The sequence below is a fragment of the Ochrobactrum sp. S1502_03 genome (assembly GCF_044435015.1).
GTDB lineage: Bacteria > Pseudomonadota > Alphaproteobacteria > Rhizobiales > Rhizobiaceae > Brucella > Brucella chromiisoli.
This window is the reverse complement of record NZ_JAYEXN010000003.1, coordinates 222,990-235,506: the sequence shown is the minus strand read 5'-3', so window position 1 is coordinate 235,506 and position 12,517 is coordinate 222,990. Positions and strand designations below refer to the sequence as shown.

The window sequence follows — 12,517 nt, the reverse complement described above, 5'->3', positions numbered from 1 at the left end:
TGGGTGCTGGCATCAATGGTTCGATGATGGACCATTCGGCATCCGTTAAATCACTTGCGTAACGTGAATTCCGACGTTCATACTGCCGGCGAGCGGTTTTAGTCCAGGTCATCGTGATCTCCATCGTATGTCAGAAATCCGATTGAATCATAACCCACTGAAATCGCTCAACCCTTTTTGGAACAGGCTCTAATATCGATATAGATACGGCGCGAATGCATGAACGAGAATTGAAGCGGTTTTTGAGTTTAAGTATTGTGTGTAAAAGCCCAATTGGCATGCGCGGGCCGGTAGATGAATTATGGCATACTTTCATAACATTCACTGTTGAATATGAAAAATTTTGTAACCAGGTTGCTGGGCATTTTATTCATCATGTCCCAACAGATGAAAGTAGTTCGCCGGAAGCTATGCGTGAATCGGTTGCAGCATTCGATGAACTCTATGCCGATGTATTCGGTCATGAACCGCCAATCGAAGCTTGGCCCAAAACTGAAGCCAAATGTAGCTCATGCACTGATTGTATTACTTGTCTCGTTAAAAAAGATCATACTAAAATTCTTGATCGCCATGTTGTGTAGAGGATTTCCAGCAAAAGTGCGAAGCAGTTTTGCGTGGGATAATGCTTGAAAACAGACAGATAGAGCTTTTCCATTCATTTAATGGGTTCTGAGCCTAGATGCGTTTGCAACTTTTCTGTATTCTTGAGGTAGAAGGAAATATTGTAATTTTACATATCAGTTATATTTAGAGCGATTTGGGTTTCTTAAGCTCAAGTCGCTCTAGAGTGCGTTTCAATCTGATGGGGATCAGATCGATGCTCTAAATGTTGGTTTTAACGCGCATCTTTGTCCGAAAACCGTTTCACACTTTTCAGGATGCGTTCTAAAGTTCCTCTGGCTTCTTACCACCCATCGCATGGGTCAGCTCATCCGCTGTTGCGCGGATAATCGGTCCGAGATATTCGAGCCTCTTCTTGGGCAGACGAACAGCGGGACCTGAAATGGAAATGCCTGCAATCGCCTCACCATATTCGTTGAAAATGGGGGCTGCGATGCAGCACATGCCGAGTGTATGTTCTTCATCATCAATCGACCAGCCGCGTGCCCGGATCACTTGAATGTCTTTGAGTAGCGCCGGTAACGTGTCGAGAGTGCCTTCGGTGAAGCGCTCAAGCGTTTTGCCAGAGAGCGTGCGTGCGATCTGCGTATCCGACCATGTGGACAGAACAGCCTTGCCAATGCCCGAGGCATGGATTGGTCCGCGACGACCCGGACGGAAAAAGGCACGCATCGGTGCGTGGCTCTCTATCTGCGAAATGAACACAACGTCGCCGCCATCTTCGATGCCGATATTGGCCGTCTCGCCGCTCGCTTCCATCAGCTGTTTGAGATATGGCCGCGCCAATGTTCCAAGCTTGCGGAAACGGCGAAAAGCATTGCCAATCTCGAAAGCCTTCACACCAATGGACCAGTCGCCGCTTTCCAAATCATGCGAAACCATGCCGTGATTGGCGAGTGACGAGAGAAGCCGGTGCACGGTCGAAGGCGCCATCTGGCTCGCTTCCGCGAGGTCAGTCAGCGTTGAGCCGTCATTTTCGGCAATAAGCGCCAGAAGCTTGAGGCTGCGATCCAGAACCTGAACAGACGAAGGTACAGCATTCTCCGCCGCCTTGCGGCCTCGCTTTGCTTTTGTCTGTTCCATGAGCCGCCTCCGATTCCTTGTTTTTCATCACTACCTTATCCGCGTGAACCGCGAAAGTGTGTGGCGATTATCTCCATTCCGTTGAAAATCTTTATTTCCGTACAATGGTATTAATTTCCATTTTTACATATAGCATCGCTAAATGGATATATATTCCATAGGAGGAAGCCGTCATGGCCAGAATGCGCGCAGTCGATGCAGCCATACTTGTGCTGGAAAAAGAGGGGGTCAATTGCGCCTTCGGTGTACCGGGCGCTGCGATCAATCCATTTTATTCGGCCATGAAGGCACGGGGTTCTATCCGTCACATTCTTGCGCGCCATGTTGAAGGCGCTTCGCACATGGCTGAAGGCTATACCCGCGCTCAACACGGCAATATTGGCTTGTGTATCGGTACTTCCGGTCCCGCCGGCACCGATATGATCACCGGCCTCTACTCGGCTTCTGCCGATTCCATTCCAATCCTCTGCGTTACAGGCCAAGCCCCCCGTGCACGCCTCGACAAAGAGGATTTTCAGGCAGTCGATATCGCCAGGATCGCAGCCCCCGTTACCAAATGGGCGGTTACGGTTATGGAGCCGGCACTGGTGCCTTTTGTTTTCCAGAAGGCATTTCATATCATGAAGTCGGGTCGTCCCGGCCCGGTGCTGATCGATCTGCCGATCGATGTCCAACTCGCTGAAATCGAGTTTGACATCGATACTTATCAGCCGCTGGAGACATACAAGCCAGCGGCAACCCGCGCACAGGCCGAAAAGGCCATTGCTATGCTCAACGATGCGGAACGCCCGCTGATTGTTGCAGGTGGTGGCATTATCAATGCGGGAGCCTCCGATCTTCTGGTTGAATTTGCTGAAATCACCGGCATTCCGGTTATCCCGACCCTTATGGGCTGGGGCGTTATTCCCGATGATCATCGCCTGATGGCAGGCATGTGCGGCCTGCAAACATCCCACCGCTATGGCAATGCCACGCTTCTGGCCTCCGACATGGTGATCGGCATCGGCAATCGCTGGGCGAACCGCCATACCGGCAATGTCGATACCTATAAAAAGGATCGCAAGTTTATCCATGTTGATATTGAACCAACGCAGATCGGTCGTGTTTTTGCACCCGATTTTGGCATTGTTTCAGATGCGGGCAAGGCGCTCAAACTGCTGCTTGATGTTGCGACCGAATGGAAAACCGCAGGCAAGCTGCGCGACTGGTCCCAATGGGCGCAGGAATGCGGCGAACGCAAGAAGACCATGCTGCGCAAGACACATTTTGATCAGACACCATTAAAACCACAGCGCGTTTATGAAGAGATGAACAAGGCGTTTGGCCGTGACACCTGTTATGTCACGACTATTGGACTGAGCCAGATTGCCGGTGCGCAGTTTCTGCATGTCTATCGCCCGCGCAACTGGATCAATTGCGGTCAGGCAGGCCCCTTGGGCTGGACTTTGCCAGCGGCACTTGGGGTTCGCGCCGCCGATCCTGATCGTCCGATTGTTGCGCTGTCCGGCGATTATGATTTCCAGTTTATGATTGAGGAACTGGCAGTCGGCGCACAGCATAAGCTGCCCTATATTCATGTGGTCGTGAACAATTCTTATCTCGGCCTGATCCGTCAGGCACAGCGCGGCTTTAATATGGATTTCGAGGTCAGCTTAGCGTTTGATAACATTAATGCATCGGGTGACGCAGAAAAGGGTTACGGCGTTGATCATGTGGCGGTTGCCGAAGGTCTTGGCTGTAAGGCCATCCGCGTTCGAAGCCCAAACCAGTTTGCGGAAGGATTTGAGCAGGCAAAAGCGCTGATGAACGAGCATCAGGTGCCGGTTGTTCTGGAATTCATCCTTGAGCGTGTTACCAATATTTCCATGGGAGCCGACATCGATCAGGTGGTCGAGTTCGAGGAGTTGGCCGAGCGCGGCGAAGATGCACCGACTGCGATTGCGGCTTTATTAGATTAGATTGAGAGGGAGGCGGAAATGCCAAGATTTGCAGCCAATCTGACTATGCTTTTCAATGAAGTGCCCTTCATGGATCGCTTCGCGCTGGCAGCCAAAGCCGGTTTCACAGGGGTGGAATATCTCTTTCCCTATGACTTCAACCGCCATGAGCTGAAAGCAGCGCTTGATCGTCATAATTTGGCGCAGGTTCTGCATAATCTTCCGGCTGGTAACTGGGCTGGTGGCGAGCGCGGAATAGCGGTTCTGCCGGATCGGGTCGATGAGTTCCGCCGCGGCGTTGCCGATGCGGTTGATTATGCGACAGCGCTCAACTGCTCGCAGGTCAATTGCCTTGCAGGACTTGCACCGCAGGGCGTCGATCCGGATGCATTGCGCGCAACCTTTGTAAGCAATCTGCGGCTTGCAGCAAGAGAACTTGGCAAGCACGGCATTCGCCTGCTGATCGAACCGATCAATCATTATGATATGCCGGGCTTCTACCTCAACACAGTTGAGCAGGCGGTGTCGATCATTGATGAAGTGGGCAGCAACAATCTGTTCATTCAGTATGATCTTTATCATCAGCAGCGCACGCGCGGTGAACTGATCGCGACTTACGAGCGCTACAAACCGCTGATCGCTCATATCCAGCTTGCCGATAATCCGGGTCGTAACGAACCGGGCACAGGTGAAATCAACTTTTCCTATGTGTTCGAGGCGCTGAAAGCGGCTGGCTACAAGGGCTGGATCGGCTGCGAATACAAGCCGAAGACCACAACTGAGGAAGGTCTTGGCTGGTTCAAACAGGATGAAACCGAACGGCTTAGAGCATAGGGAGATTTGATATGGCTAAAATCGGCTTCATCGGACTGGGCATTATGGGCAAGCCAATGGCGCAGCATTTGCAAAATGCGGGCCATCAGCTTTTCACTTCAAAACATTCAAAGCCGCCGCACAAGGACTTGCTGGGTGCAGGATTGAGCGTGCTCGACACTCCAAAAGCAGTCGCCGCCGAATGCGAAACCATCATTCTCATGTTGCCCGATACGCCACAGGTGGCGGATGTCCTGTTCAGCGAAAACGGCGTTGCGGAAGGTTTGAGCCAAGGCAAAACACTCATTGATATGAGCTCAATCTCGCCGATTGAAACCAAGGAATTTGCAAAAAAGGTTAGGGAAACGGGTGCGGAATATATCGATGCGCCGGTATCGGGTGGCGAAGTCGGCGCGAAAAATGCCAGCCTTTCCATCATGGCAGGCGGTGCGCAGGATGCTTTTGACCAGGCATTGCCGCTGTTGAAGCTCATGGGCAAAAACATCACGCTTGTTGGTGATTGCGGCGACGGCCAGACGACTAAAGTTGCCAACCAGATTATCGTTGCGCTCAATATTGAAGCCGTGGCGGAAGCGCTGGTCTTCGCATCCAAAGCGGGGGCCGATCCGGCCAAGGTTCGTGAGGCGCTGATGGGCGGCTTTGCGTCATCGCGTATTCTGGAAGTGCATGGCGAGCGCATGATCAAGCGCACTTTCGACCCGGGTTTCCGCATTTCGCTGCACCAGAAGGATTTGAATCTGGCTTTGCAGGGCGCGAAGGCTTTGGGTGTTTCGCTGCCAAATACCGCAACGGCACAGGAATTGTTTAATTCCTGCGCAGCGCATGGCGATGATGGGCTGGACCATTCGGGACTGGTGCGCGCGCTCGAACGCATGGCCAATCATGATGTTGCGTGATTGATTTTCTCTCAGTGGCAGGAAATAGTGCGCCCAAACAACAATAATATTGGGAATCTGATGACTGTCATCACCGATCCGAAGAAGTTTCTGACAAGCCTGTTTGATGCAGCAGTTGCGGCTGCTGATCCTGAGCTGGTGATCCGTGCCAATCTGCCTGCCAAGCCCAAGGGCCGGACAATTGTGATTGGTGCAGGCAAAGGCTCGGCACAGATGGCAGCGGCCTTTGAGCGCGCATGGGCCGAACGGCATGCGGGTGAGGACGCACCAATCGAAGGCATTGTCGTCACGCGCTACGGTTATGGCACGCCCTGCAACACCATTGAGATCATCGAAGCATCACATCCGGTGCCCGATGATGCCGGGCTTGTGGCCTCAAAACGACTGTTCGACGCCGTTTCCAATCTCACTGAAGATGATCTTGTCGTCGCGCTTATTTCCGGTGGAGGCTCGGCTTTGCTGCCATCGCCGCCGGAGGGGCTGACCCTTGAAGATGAAATCGCGGTCAACAAAGCGCTGCTGGCGTCTGGTGCGCCGATCTCGGCTATGAATGCGGTGCGAAAGCATCTTTCGACCATCAAGGGCGGAAGGCTGGCAGCCGCAGCACATCCGGCAAAAGTCTTCTCGCTGGTGGTGTCCGATATTCCCGGTGACAACCCTGCCTTTGTCGCATCCGGCCCGACGGTGCCTGACGCAACGTCTCGCGATGATGCGCTCAAAATCATTGGACGCTACAAGCTTGAATTGCCCGATGCCGTGCTTGCGCATATCAAAAGCGAGAAGGCGCATGCACCAAAGCCTGATGATAAAATCTTCGCGAACAACGAAATACGTGTGATCGCCTCCGCTGCCGTTTCGCTGGAAGCAGCTGTCAAAGAAGCCGAGCGTCATTGCGTTGAGGCGGTGATCCTTTCGGATTCAATGGAAGGCGAAGCGCGCGAAGTCGCCCATGTTCATGCAGCCATTGCGCGTGAAGTGGCGGATCGTGATCGCCCGTTTAAAAAGCCGGTTGTTTTGCTGTCCGGTGGCGAAACCACCGTCACCATCCGCGCCAAAGGCGGCAAGGGTGGCCGCAACAGCGAATTTCTGTTGTCCTTTGCGCTCGATATTGATGGCTATAACAACATTCACGCACTGGCGGCAGATACGGACGGCATTGATGGCTCGGAAGATAATGCCGGTGCTTTTGCCGATGGCACAACTGTTTCGCGGCTGCAAAAGGCTGGCGAGGACGGTGCAGCGCGGTTGAATGCCAATGATGCGTGGAGTGCATTTGACGCGATTGATGATCTGTTTATCCCGGGGCCGACCGGCACCAATGTCAATGATCTCAGAGCCGTTCTCATAACAGAATAAGATGAGATTGCAGCGTGTCATCACGCTGGGGGGGGGGGGAGGGGTGTATTGTTATAACGATTCAGACCGACATTCGCGATTCTGTTATAACGATTCATCTTTCTTGGCGGGCACCTGATCATCGTCGATAAGAATGCGGTTTGCTGCGCCGTCAAGGTCTTCATACTGGCCATTTTTGAGCGACCATAGAAAACCAGCAAGGCCCATCGCGCCCAAAAAAAGCGCGATGGGAATGAGAAAAAGAAGTCCGCTCATTTATGCGCTTCCTTCAAAACCACAGCGCGTGCAACAGTGGTCTGCATCGGCTGTTTCTGTTTTCCGGCCCGCAACCGCATCGCATTGCTGACAACCACGATGGACGACAGAGACATCGAGAGCGCTGCCACCAATGGTGTGACAAAGCCGAAAATCGCAATCGGCACAGCGATGATATTATAGCCGATGGAAAGCGCAAAGTTCTGCCTGATTAATCGGCCTGCTTCTTTTGACACTGCAAATGCCAGCGGAACAGCAGACAGACTTTCGCGCAGAAACACGAAATCGGCAGCATTGCGGCCAATATCGGCGGCAGTTGCCGGAGCCATGGAAACATGTGCCGCAACAAGCGCAGGGGCATCGTTGAGCCCGTCGCCAACCATCAGCACTTTATGGCCGTCATTTGCTAAACCCTGCACAAGCCGGGATTTGTCGGCTGGCAGAACTTCGCCACGATAGGTATCCACACCCAGATAACCGGCAAGCTTTTTCACAGCAGGCATTTTGTCGCCGGAGATAATCTCAAGCTGCAAGCCATTGCGTTTCAGTGCACCGATTGCGGCGAGCGCATCTTCGCGCGGCTGATCTTCAAAGCGGAAAGTCTGGACCAACTCGCCATTGATCGAAAGGCACGTTTCCGGCCCATCAGAAAGATTAGCATCTGCCTTGTCGTCAGCCCATTCACGTTTGCCAAGCCGATAGATCGTACCACTCAGTTCGGCCTCAATGCCAGCCCCCGGGATTTCTTCAATGCGTGTGAAGTCAGTCATAGGCTTTGCTCCGGAAAACAGAGCAAGTGCCCGCGACAAAGGATGGCGGGAATAAAGTGAGAGTTCAGATGCAATCTCAAGATTATTCGGATCGATTGACCCGCGATCAATCAGGCGAGGCTGGCCGAGCGTCAGCGTGCCGGTCTTGTCGAATACGGCCGTGTCGATCTCGGCCATCCGCTCCATGGCCGAGCCGTCCTTGATCATGATGCCGTTCTCAAACAGGCGGCGTGCTGCAACCACCTGAACAATTGGCACTGCAAGTGCGAGCGCACAGGGGCAGGTGATGATGAGCGTGCAGATAGCGATATAGATCGAGCGATACCAGTCGCCGCCGGTATAAATCATCCAGCCGACAAAGGCCGCAAAAGCAATTGTATGTACCATCGGCACATAAAGTTCAGACGCCCGATCAGCGAGACGGCGATAAAAAGCGCGACCGCCTTCGGCAACGTCCATCAGACGCACCATTTCGGCAAGGAAGGAATCTTTGGCTTCCGCCGTTGCGCGAATGACAAGTGGTGCGGAGAGGTTCATGGTTCCCGCACGAATATCCGAGCCGGGGCCGACTGGAACCGCATCGCTTTCGCCCGATGCAATGGCACAGTCGAGTTCCGAGCGACCATCTTCCACTTTGGCGTCGACAGGAACACGTTCACCAGCTGCAAGGATGATGCGCTGGCCTATGCGAATTTCATTGACCGGCAGATAGTTGCGCTCGTCATTGTCGCCGATCACCACAGCGCCGCGCGGGCTTAATTGTGCCAGACCACGCACGGCAGAGCGTGCACGTGTGCGCATCAGATAATCGAGTGTGCGGCCAATCAGCAGGAAGAACAACAGCGTGACCGAAGCGTCAAAATAGGCGTGCTGGCCATGGTTCATCGTTTCATAAACGCTCATGCCAAAGGCAAGCGAAATAGCTAGCGCAATGGGTACATCCATATTCACGCGTCGGGTCCGCAAGGCATTCCATGCAGAAACATAAAAAATTCGGCCCGAATAAATCAGTGTCGGTAGCGCGATCAGACCGGAAAGCCAGTGAAACATATCGCGGGTGGCAGCATCGGCCCCCGACCAGACCGCAACAGACAACAGCATGACATTGCTGGATGCAAAGGCTGCAACGCCAAGCGCGATCAAAAGCCGCGTGAAGGTCGGGTCCTTGTCCTGCACCATATCAAAAATATGCGCTTCGTAGCCAAGGCGACGGAGCGGATCGATCACATCGGGTGGCGTTTCGCCATCCTTCCAACGAATGGTGACGCGGCGTGCGGTCAGGTTCACGCGCACATAAGAAACGCCCGGCAGCTTGCCGAGCGTCTGTTCGATGGTCTTGATGCACAAACCGCAATGGATACCGGGAACCGAGAGATCAAGCTGGCGTAAACCATCGCCGAGCGCACGGCTTGCGACCAGCATTTCGTCTGGCGAAATCGATTGGATGACCGTGGCTATCTGTGCATTTTCAACGCAGCAACTCATAAGATCCTCCCGTCCTTCACCAGAACACGGATGATGTGGCGATACGGGTCGTCAAGGCCCGCATCGGCATTGACTTCCATAATCCATGCGCCTTCGCCCAGTTCGAGCGGTGCTGTCAGAACACCGTCTTCTGCAATGGAGAGTGTGACTTTGGTGTCATGGGCATCGCCGACAGGACGCTTGAATTCGACCGTGCCGCCGCTCATGCTGACAGCCTTGCCATCACGATCGGTAAGACGCCACGTAAAGACACCTTCCGCAAAAGCGGGCTGCGACTGCCAGCCAAGGGCTGCCTGTTCCTTGCCGGTTTCGGCTTTGGCGTTGAACTCCTGACTGGCGACATAGGTGTTTTTCACAACCAGCCCGCTCCAGCTGCTGACTGCCTTATAAGCCATCGTCATATTGACGGCGATGATGACACCGAAGAAAGCGATCATAATGCCGAGCATGTGCCAGCCGGTGAAGCCATTGGTGGTTTTTGATTTCACTGACATCATCTCTTCTCCCCGGTCATTTCTGGAGCCATGAAAGTTGCTTTGTAGCGGGCTGTTTCAGAGCCGTCTGCATCGCGCACTTCGATTTCATAGTCGGAGCGCTGCTCCGTTATGGCATCATGCGGCAGGGTTACAAAAACACGCAGCGTTTTCAGCCTGTCGGGTTCAACCGGCACATCATAATTGCCGTCTGCATCGATGTTTTCATCCTGCACGGTCAGCGTTGCACCCGGAAGGCCTTCGATTGAAAGCCGGAAGGTACGCGGAACAGGGATCATGTTGAGCAGCTTGACCGTATAGCCGTTGCGGATCGAACCATCGGACAACAGCACATATTGCGGTGTGCGGTCATGCAGCACATTGATGCCAATGCGCTGACGCGTCGAAAGCGAGATCACCAGCGTCAGACCGATCAGTGCCCAGATAATGAAATAGAACAGAATGCGTGGACGCAGGATCTTTTTCCACGAAAGATGCTCAACAGCACCGGACAACTTGTTTGGTGCCTCATAAACGCGCGCCGGATTAATCGGAGCGGTGCCATTGTTGGTGGCCAGCGCCATATTCCAGTCGTAATCGGCAAGCGTTGCATAGGAAATGAGACCGCGCTCTTTGCCGACCTTGTCCATCACGCTGTCACAGGCATCGATGCAGAGCGCGCAGGTGATGCATTCTAGCTGCTGGCCATCGCGAATATCGATACCCATCGGGCAGGCGGCAACACAGGCGTTACAATCCACGCAATCGCCTACGGTTTCCCCGGCGGCAATTGCCTTCTTGGAATGGCGTGAGCGTGGTTCGCCGCGCCAGTCATTATAGGTCACAGTCAGCGAATTTTCATCAAGCATCGCTGCCTGAATACGCGGCCAGGGGCACATATAGGTGCAAACCTGCTCGCGCATCAGCCCGCCAAAAACATAGGTCGTGGCTGTCAGGATCGCCACGGTGATGTAAGCGACGGGAGCTGCATGTCCGGTTACAAAGTCGACGAGCAGGGTTGGTGCATCGGCAAAATAGAAAATCCACGCGCCGCCCGTCAAAATACCGATCATCAACCAGATGGCGTGTTTGGTGACACGCTTCCAGATTTTGTCGAAGCTCCACGGCGCTTTGTCGAGCTTCATGCGTGCGTTGCGGTCGCCTTCGATGGCACGTTCGACCACCAGATAAAGGTCGACCCATACGGTTTGTGGACAGGTATAGCCGCACCATGCGCGACCAGCCGCTGACGTTATCAGGAACAGGCCAAGGCCTGCCATGATGAGCAGACCTGCGACATAATAGAATTCCTGCGGCCAGATTTCGATGAAGAAGAAATAGAACCGGCGATTGGCAAGATCGATCAGAACTGCCTGATCGGGCGCATAGGGACCGCGGTCCCAGCGCAGCCATGGCGTCAGATAGTAGATCCCCAATGTGATGAACATGATCATCCATTTGAAGCGGCGGAAATTGCCCTGCACGCGCTTCGGGAAAATTTTGACCCGCGCCGCATAAAGCGACTTTCCACTTTTAGGGAGGCGGATCTTGGGGGAGTTAACTGCCTGAACGTCTATCCGTTCGACATCGTCTGACATTTGCCTTGCTCCTGAAGCACGATGCCGGACAGACAGAAGCTGGCTTGCCGGGGGATCGCACTTTCAATGTTTGAGAGCGGGGTGGTTATTCGCCGTCCGTTCCAATGCAGTGATTTGAAATGAAGCGACCGATTGCCGTTAGATCGGGGCGTCATTTTTAGCTGGCTGGCCCCGTTGCCGGGGCCAGTATTTGTTATTCGCCGCCACCCAGAGAGTGAACGAAGATGGCAAGCTGCTTGACAGTCGCGTCGCCGAGGCGTGCTTCCCATGCGGGCATCACGCCATGCTTTGGACGAGCCACCTGCTTTGCAATCGCGTCTTCACCTGAACCATAGAACCAGATGGCATCGGTGAGGTTTGGCGCGCCGAATTCACGCAGACCCTTTGCATCTGCGCCATGGCAGACCGCGCAGTTTTCAGCGAAGACCTGCTTGCCTGCCGGGACCATGTCCGGATTGTGTGGCGTGCCGGAAAGGCTGACCACATAGGCGCTCACATCGCGAATCTGCTCTGGTTCGAGCACATCGACAAAGGCAGGCATTTCCGAAATGCGGGTTTCGCTGTCATCGGGCGAGCGCACACCATGGCGAATGGTCGTCAGGATGTCGTCTACCGAACCACCCCACAACCAGTCGTCATCATTGAGGTTCGGATAGCCGGGAGCGCCCTGTGCACCTGTGCCATGGCACTGAACGCAGTTCACGCGAAACGCTGCTGCGCCGCCTGCAATCGCATATTGGCGCAGGTTTTCGTCAGCGATGATCTCATTGACGTCTTTCGCATTGATCTGGTCCATGATGCCCTGACGCTCAGATGCGATCTCGGCATTTTCCTTCCAGAAGTCACCGCGGCTCGACCATTCAGTGAGACCAGCCGTCGAGCTTGAGATCAGTGGCCATGCCGGATAGGCGATGACATAGGCTAATGCCCAAAAGATGGTTGCGTAATATGTCCACAGCCACCAGCGTGGCATGGGGTTGTCGAGTTCCTGAATGCCGTCCCATTCATGTCCGGTGGTCTCTACGCCACTGACTTCATCAATTTTTTTGTCAGTCATTTTTGTCGTCCTTGAATGGAATTTCCTTCGCATCATCGGCTTTCTTTTTGCTTCCCGGACGGAAAGCAAAAAGCACCACGAATACAAAGAACAGAGCCATCGCGAGCAGGCCCCAGCTATCGGCGAAAGTGCGCAGGGTGTTGTAATCCATG

At 53.8% G+C, this 12,517-nt stretch carries 13 protein-coding genes; 5 read left to right on the top strand and 8 right to left on the bottom strand.

Going from position 1 to position 12,517, the window contains the following annotated elements; all coding sequences use genetic code 11:
• The coding region (locus tag VBH83_RS04665) for a transposase (protein WP_396996580.1) at nucleotides 1–112 on the bottom strand (112 nt) is incomplete at its 3' end.
• A 103-nt stretch (nucleotides 113–215) separates the two neighbouring features.
• Between VBH83_RS04665 and VBH83_RS04660 the strand changes: the two genes are divergently transcribed.
• Nucleotides 216–581, top strand: coding sequence for a glycine-rich domain-containing protein (locus tag VBH83_RS04660; RefSeq protein WP_396996572.1), 366 nt, complete (start codon nucleotides 216–218; stop codon nucleotides 579–581).
• Between the two features lie 304 nt (nucleotides 582–885).
• Here VBH83_RS04660 and VBH83_RS04655 read toward each other — a convergent pair whose 3' ends face one another.
• Nucleotides 886–1,704, bottom strand: a complete 819-nt coding sequence (locus VBH83_RS04655; RefSeq protein ID WP_265983006.1) for an IclR family transcriptional regulator — start codon at nucleotides 1,702–1,704, stop codon at nucleotides 886–888.
• 173 nt (nucleotides 1,705–1,877) lie between these two features.
• Between VBH83_RS04655 and gcl the strand changes: the two genes are divergently transcribed.
• Genes gcl through VBH83_RS04635 form a run of 4 tightly spaced genes read left to right on the top strand, consistent with a single transcriptional unit; the run spans nucleotide 1,878 to nucleotide 6,727 of the window.
• Entirely contained in the window at nucleotides 1,878–3,662 is a 1,785-nt protein-coding gene (gene gcl / locus VBH83_RS04650) for a glyoxylate carboligase (protein WP_265983007.1), read from the top strand.
• Between the two features lie 18 nt (nucleotides 3,663–3,680).
• A complete protein-coding gene (gene hyi / locus VBH83_RS04645) occupies nucleotides 3,681–4,475 on the top strand; it encodes a hydroxypyruvate isomerase (RefSeq protein WP_265983008.1) in 795 nt (264 codons plus the stop codon).
• 11 nt (nucleotides 4,476–4,486) lie between these two features.
• Nucleotides 4,487–5,371, top strand: coding sequence for a 2-hydroxy-3-oxopropionate reductase (locus tag VBH83_RS04640; RefSeq protein WP_265983009.1), 885 nt, complete (start codon nucleotides 4,487–4,489; stop codon nucleotides 5,369–5,371).
• Between the two features lie 60 nt (nucleotides 5,372–5,431).
• Nucleotides 5,432–6,727 carry a glycerate kinase gene (locus VBH83_RS04635; protein ID WP_265983010.1) on the top strand — a complete coding sequence of 432 codons (1,296 nt, stop codon included), beginning with the start codon at nucleotides 5,432–5,434 and terminating at the stop codon, nucleotides 6,725–6,727.
• Nucleotides 6,728–6,811: 84 nt separating this feature from the next.
• On the opposite strand, the gene ccoS is transcribed toward VBH83_RS04635, so the two are convergent.
• The 6 genes from ccoS to VBH83_RS04605 form a co-directional block, all read right to left on the bottom strand.
• Nucleotides 6,812–6,982 carry a cbb3-type cytochrome oxidase assembly protein CcoS gene (gene ccoS / locus VBH83_RS04630; protein ID WP_265983011.1) on the bottom strand — a complete coding sequence of 57 codons (171 nt, stop codon included), beginning with the start codon at nucleotides 6,980–6,982 and terminating at the stop codon, nucleotides 6,812–6,814.
• Nucleotides 6,979–9,237 carry a cation-translocating P-type ATPase gene (locus VBH83_RS04625; protein ID WP_265983012.1) on the bottom strand — a complete coding sequence of 753 codons (2,259 nt, stop codon included), beginning with the start codon at nucleotides 9,235–9,237 and terminating at the stop codon, nucleotides 6,979–6,981. The genes ccoS and VBH83_RS04625 overlap by 4 nt, the downstream gene beginning before the upstream one ends.
• Nucleotides 9,234–9,731 carry a FixH family protein gene (locus tag VBH83_RS04620; protein WP_265983840.1) on the bottom strand — a complete coding sequence of 166 codons (498 nt, stop codon included), beginning with the start codon at nucleotides 9,729–9,731 and terminating at the stop codon, nucleotides 9,234–9,236. The genes VBH83_RS04625 and VBH83_RS04620 overlap by 4 nt, the downstream gene beginning before the upstream one ends.
• On the bottom strand, nucleotides 9,731–11,308 hold the full coding sequence (gene ccoG, locus VBH83_RS04615) for a cytochrome c oxidase accessory protein CcoG (RefSeq protein ID WP_265983013.1): 1,578 nt from the start codon (nucleotides 11,306–11,308) through the stop codon (nucleotides 9,731–9,733). The genes VBH83_RS04620 and ccoG overlap by 1 nt, the downstream gene beginning before the upstream one ends.
• 193 nt (nucleotides 11,309–11,501) lie before the next feature.
• Nucleotides 11,502–12,365 carry a cytochrome-c oxidase, cbb3-type subunit III gene (gene ccoP / locus VBH83_RS04610; RefSeq protein ID WP_265983014.1) on the bottom strand — a complete coding sequence of 288 codons (864 nt, stop codon included), beginning with the start codon at nucleotides 12,363–12,365 and terminating at the stop codon, nucleotides 11,502–11,504.
• Nucleotides 12,358–12,516: a cbb3-type cytochrome c oxidase subunit 3 gene (locus VBH83_RS04605; RefSeq protein ID WP_265983015.1), complete on the bottom strand. Its 159-nt coding sequence runs from the start codon at nucleotides 12,514–12,516 to the stop codon at nucleotides 12,358–12,360. The genes ccoP and VBH83_RS04605 overlap by 8 nt, the downstream gene beginning before the upstream one ends.
• Nucleotide 12,517: the final 1 nt, after the last annotated feature.

Bases quoted from the DNA above. Each gene is read 5' to 3' on its own strand.
- VBH83_RS04660 (WP_396996572.1), top strand. From the start codon at position 216: ATGCATGAACGAGAATTGAAGCGGTTTTTGAGTTTAAGTATTGTGTGT.
- VBH83_RS04655 (WP_265983006.1), bottom strand. From the start codon at position 1,704: ATGGAACAGACAAAAGCAAAGCGAGGCCGCAAGGCGGCGGAGAATGCT.
- gcl (WP_265983007.1), top strand. From the start codon at position 1,878: ATGGCCAGAATGCGCGCAGTCGATGCAGCCATACTTGTGCTGGAAAAA.
- hyi (WP_265983008.1), top strand. From the start codon at position 3,681: ATGCCAAGATTTGCAGCCAATCTGACTATGCTTTTCAATGAAGTGCCC.
- VBH83_RS04640 (WP_265983009.1), top strand. From the start codon at position 4,487: ATGGCTAAAATCGGCTTCATCGGACTGGGCATTATGGGCAAGCCAATG.
- VBH83_RS04635 (WP_265983010.1), top strand. From the start codon at position 5,432: ATGACTGTCATCACCGATCCGAAGAAGTTTCTGACAAGCCTGTTTGAT.
- ccoS (WP_265983011.1), bottom strand. From the start codon at position 6,982: ATGAGCGGACTTCTTTTTCTCATTCCCATCGCGCTTTTTTTGGGCGCG.
- VBH83_RS04625 (WP_265983012.1), bottom strand. From the start codon at position 9,237: ATGAGTTGCTGCGTTGAAAATGCACAGATAGCCACGGTCATCCAATCG.
- VBH83_RS04620 (WP_265983840.1), bottom strand. From the start codon at position 9,731: ATGTCAGTGAAATCAAAAACCACCAATGGCTTCACCGGCTGGCACATG.
- ccoG (WP_265983013.1), bottom strand. From the start codon at position 11,308: ATGTCAGACGATGTCGAACGGATAGACGTTCAGGCAGTTAACTCCCCC.
- ccoP (WP_265983014.1), bottom strand. From the start codon at position 12,365: ATGACTGACAAAAAAATTGATGAAGTCAGTGGCGTAGAGACCACCGGA.
- VBH83_RS04605 (WP_265983015.1), bottom strand. From the start codon at position 12,516: ATGGATTACAACACCCTGCGCACTTTCGCCGATAGCTGGGGCCTGCTC.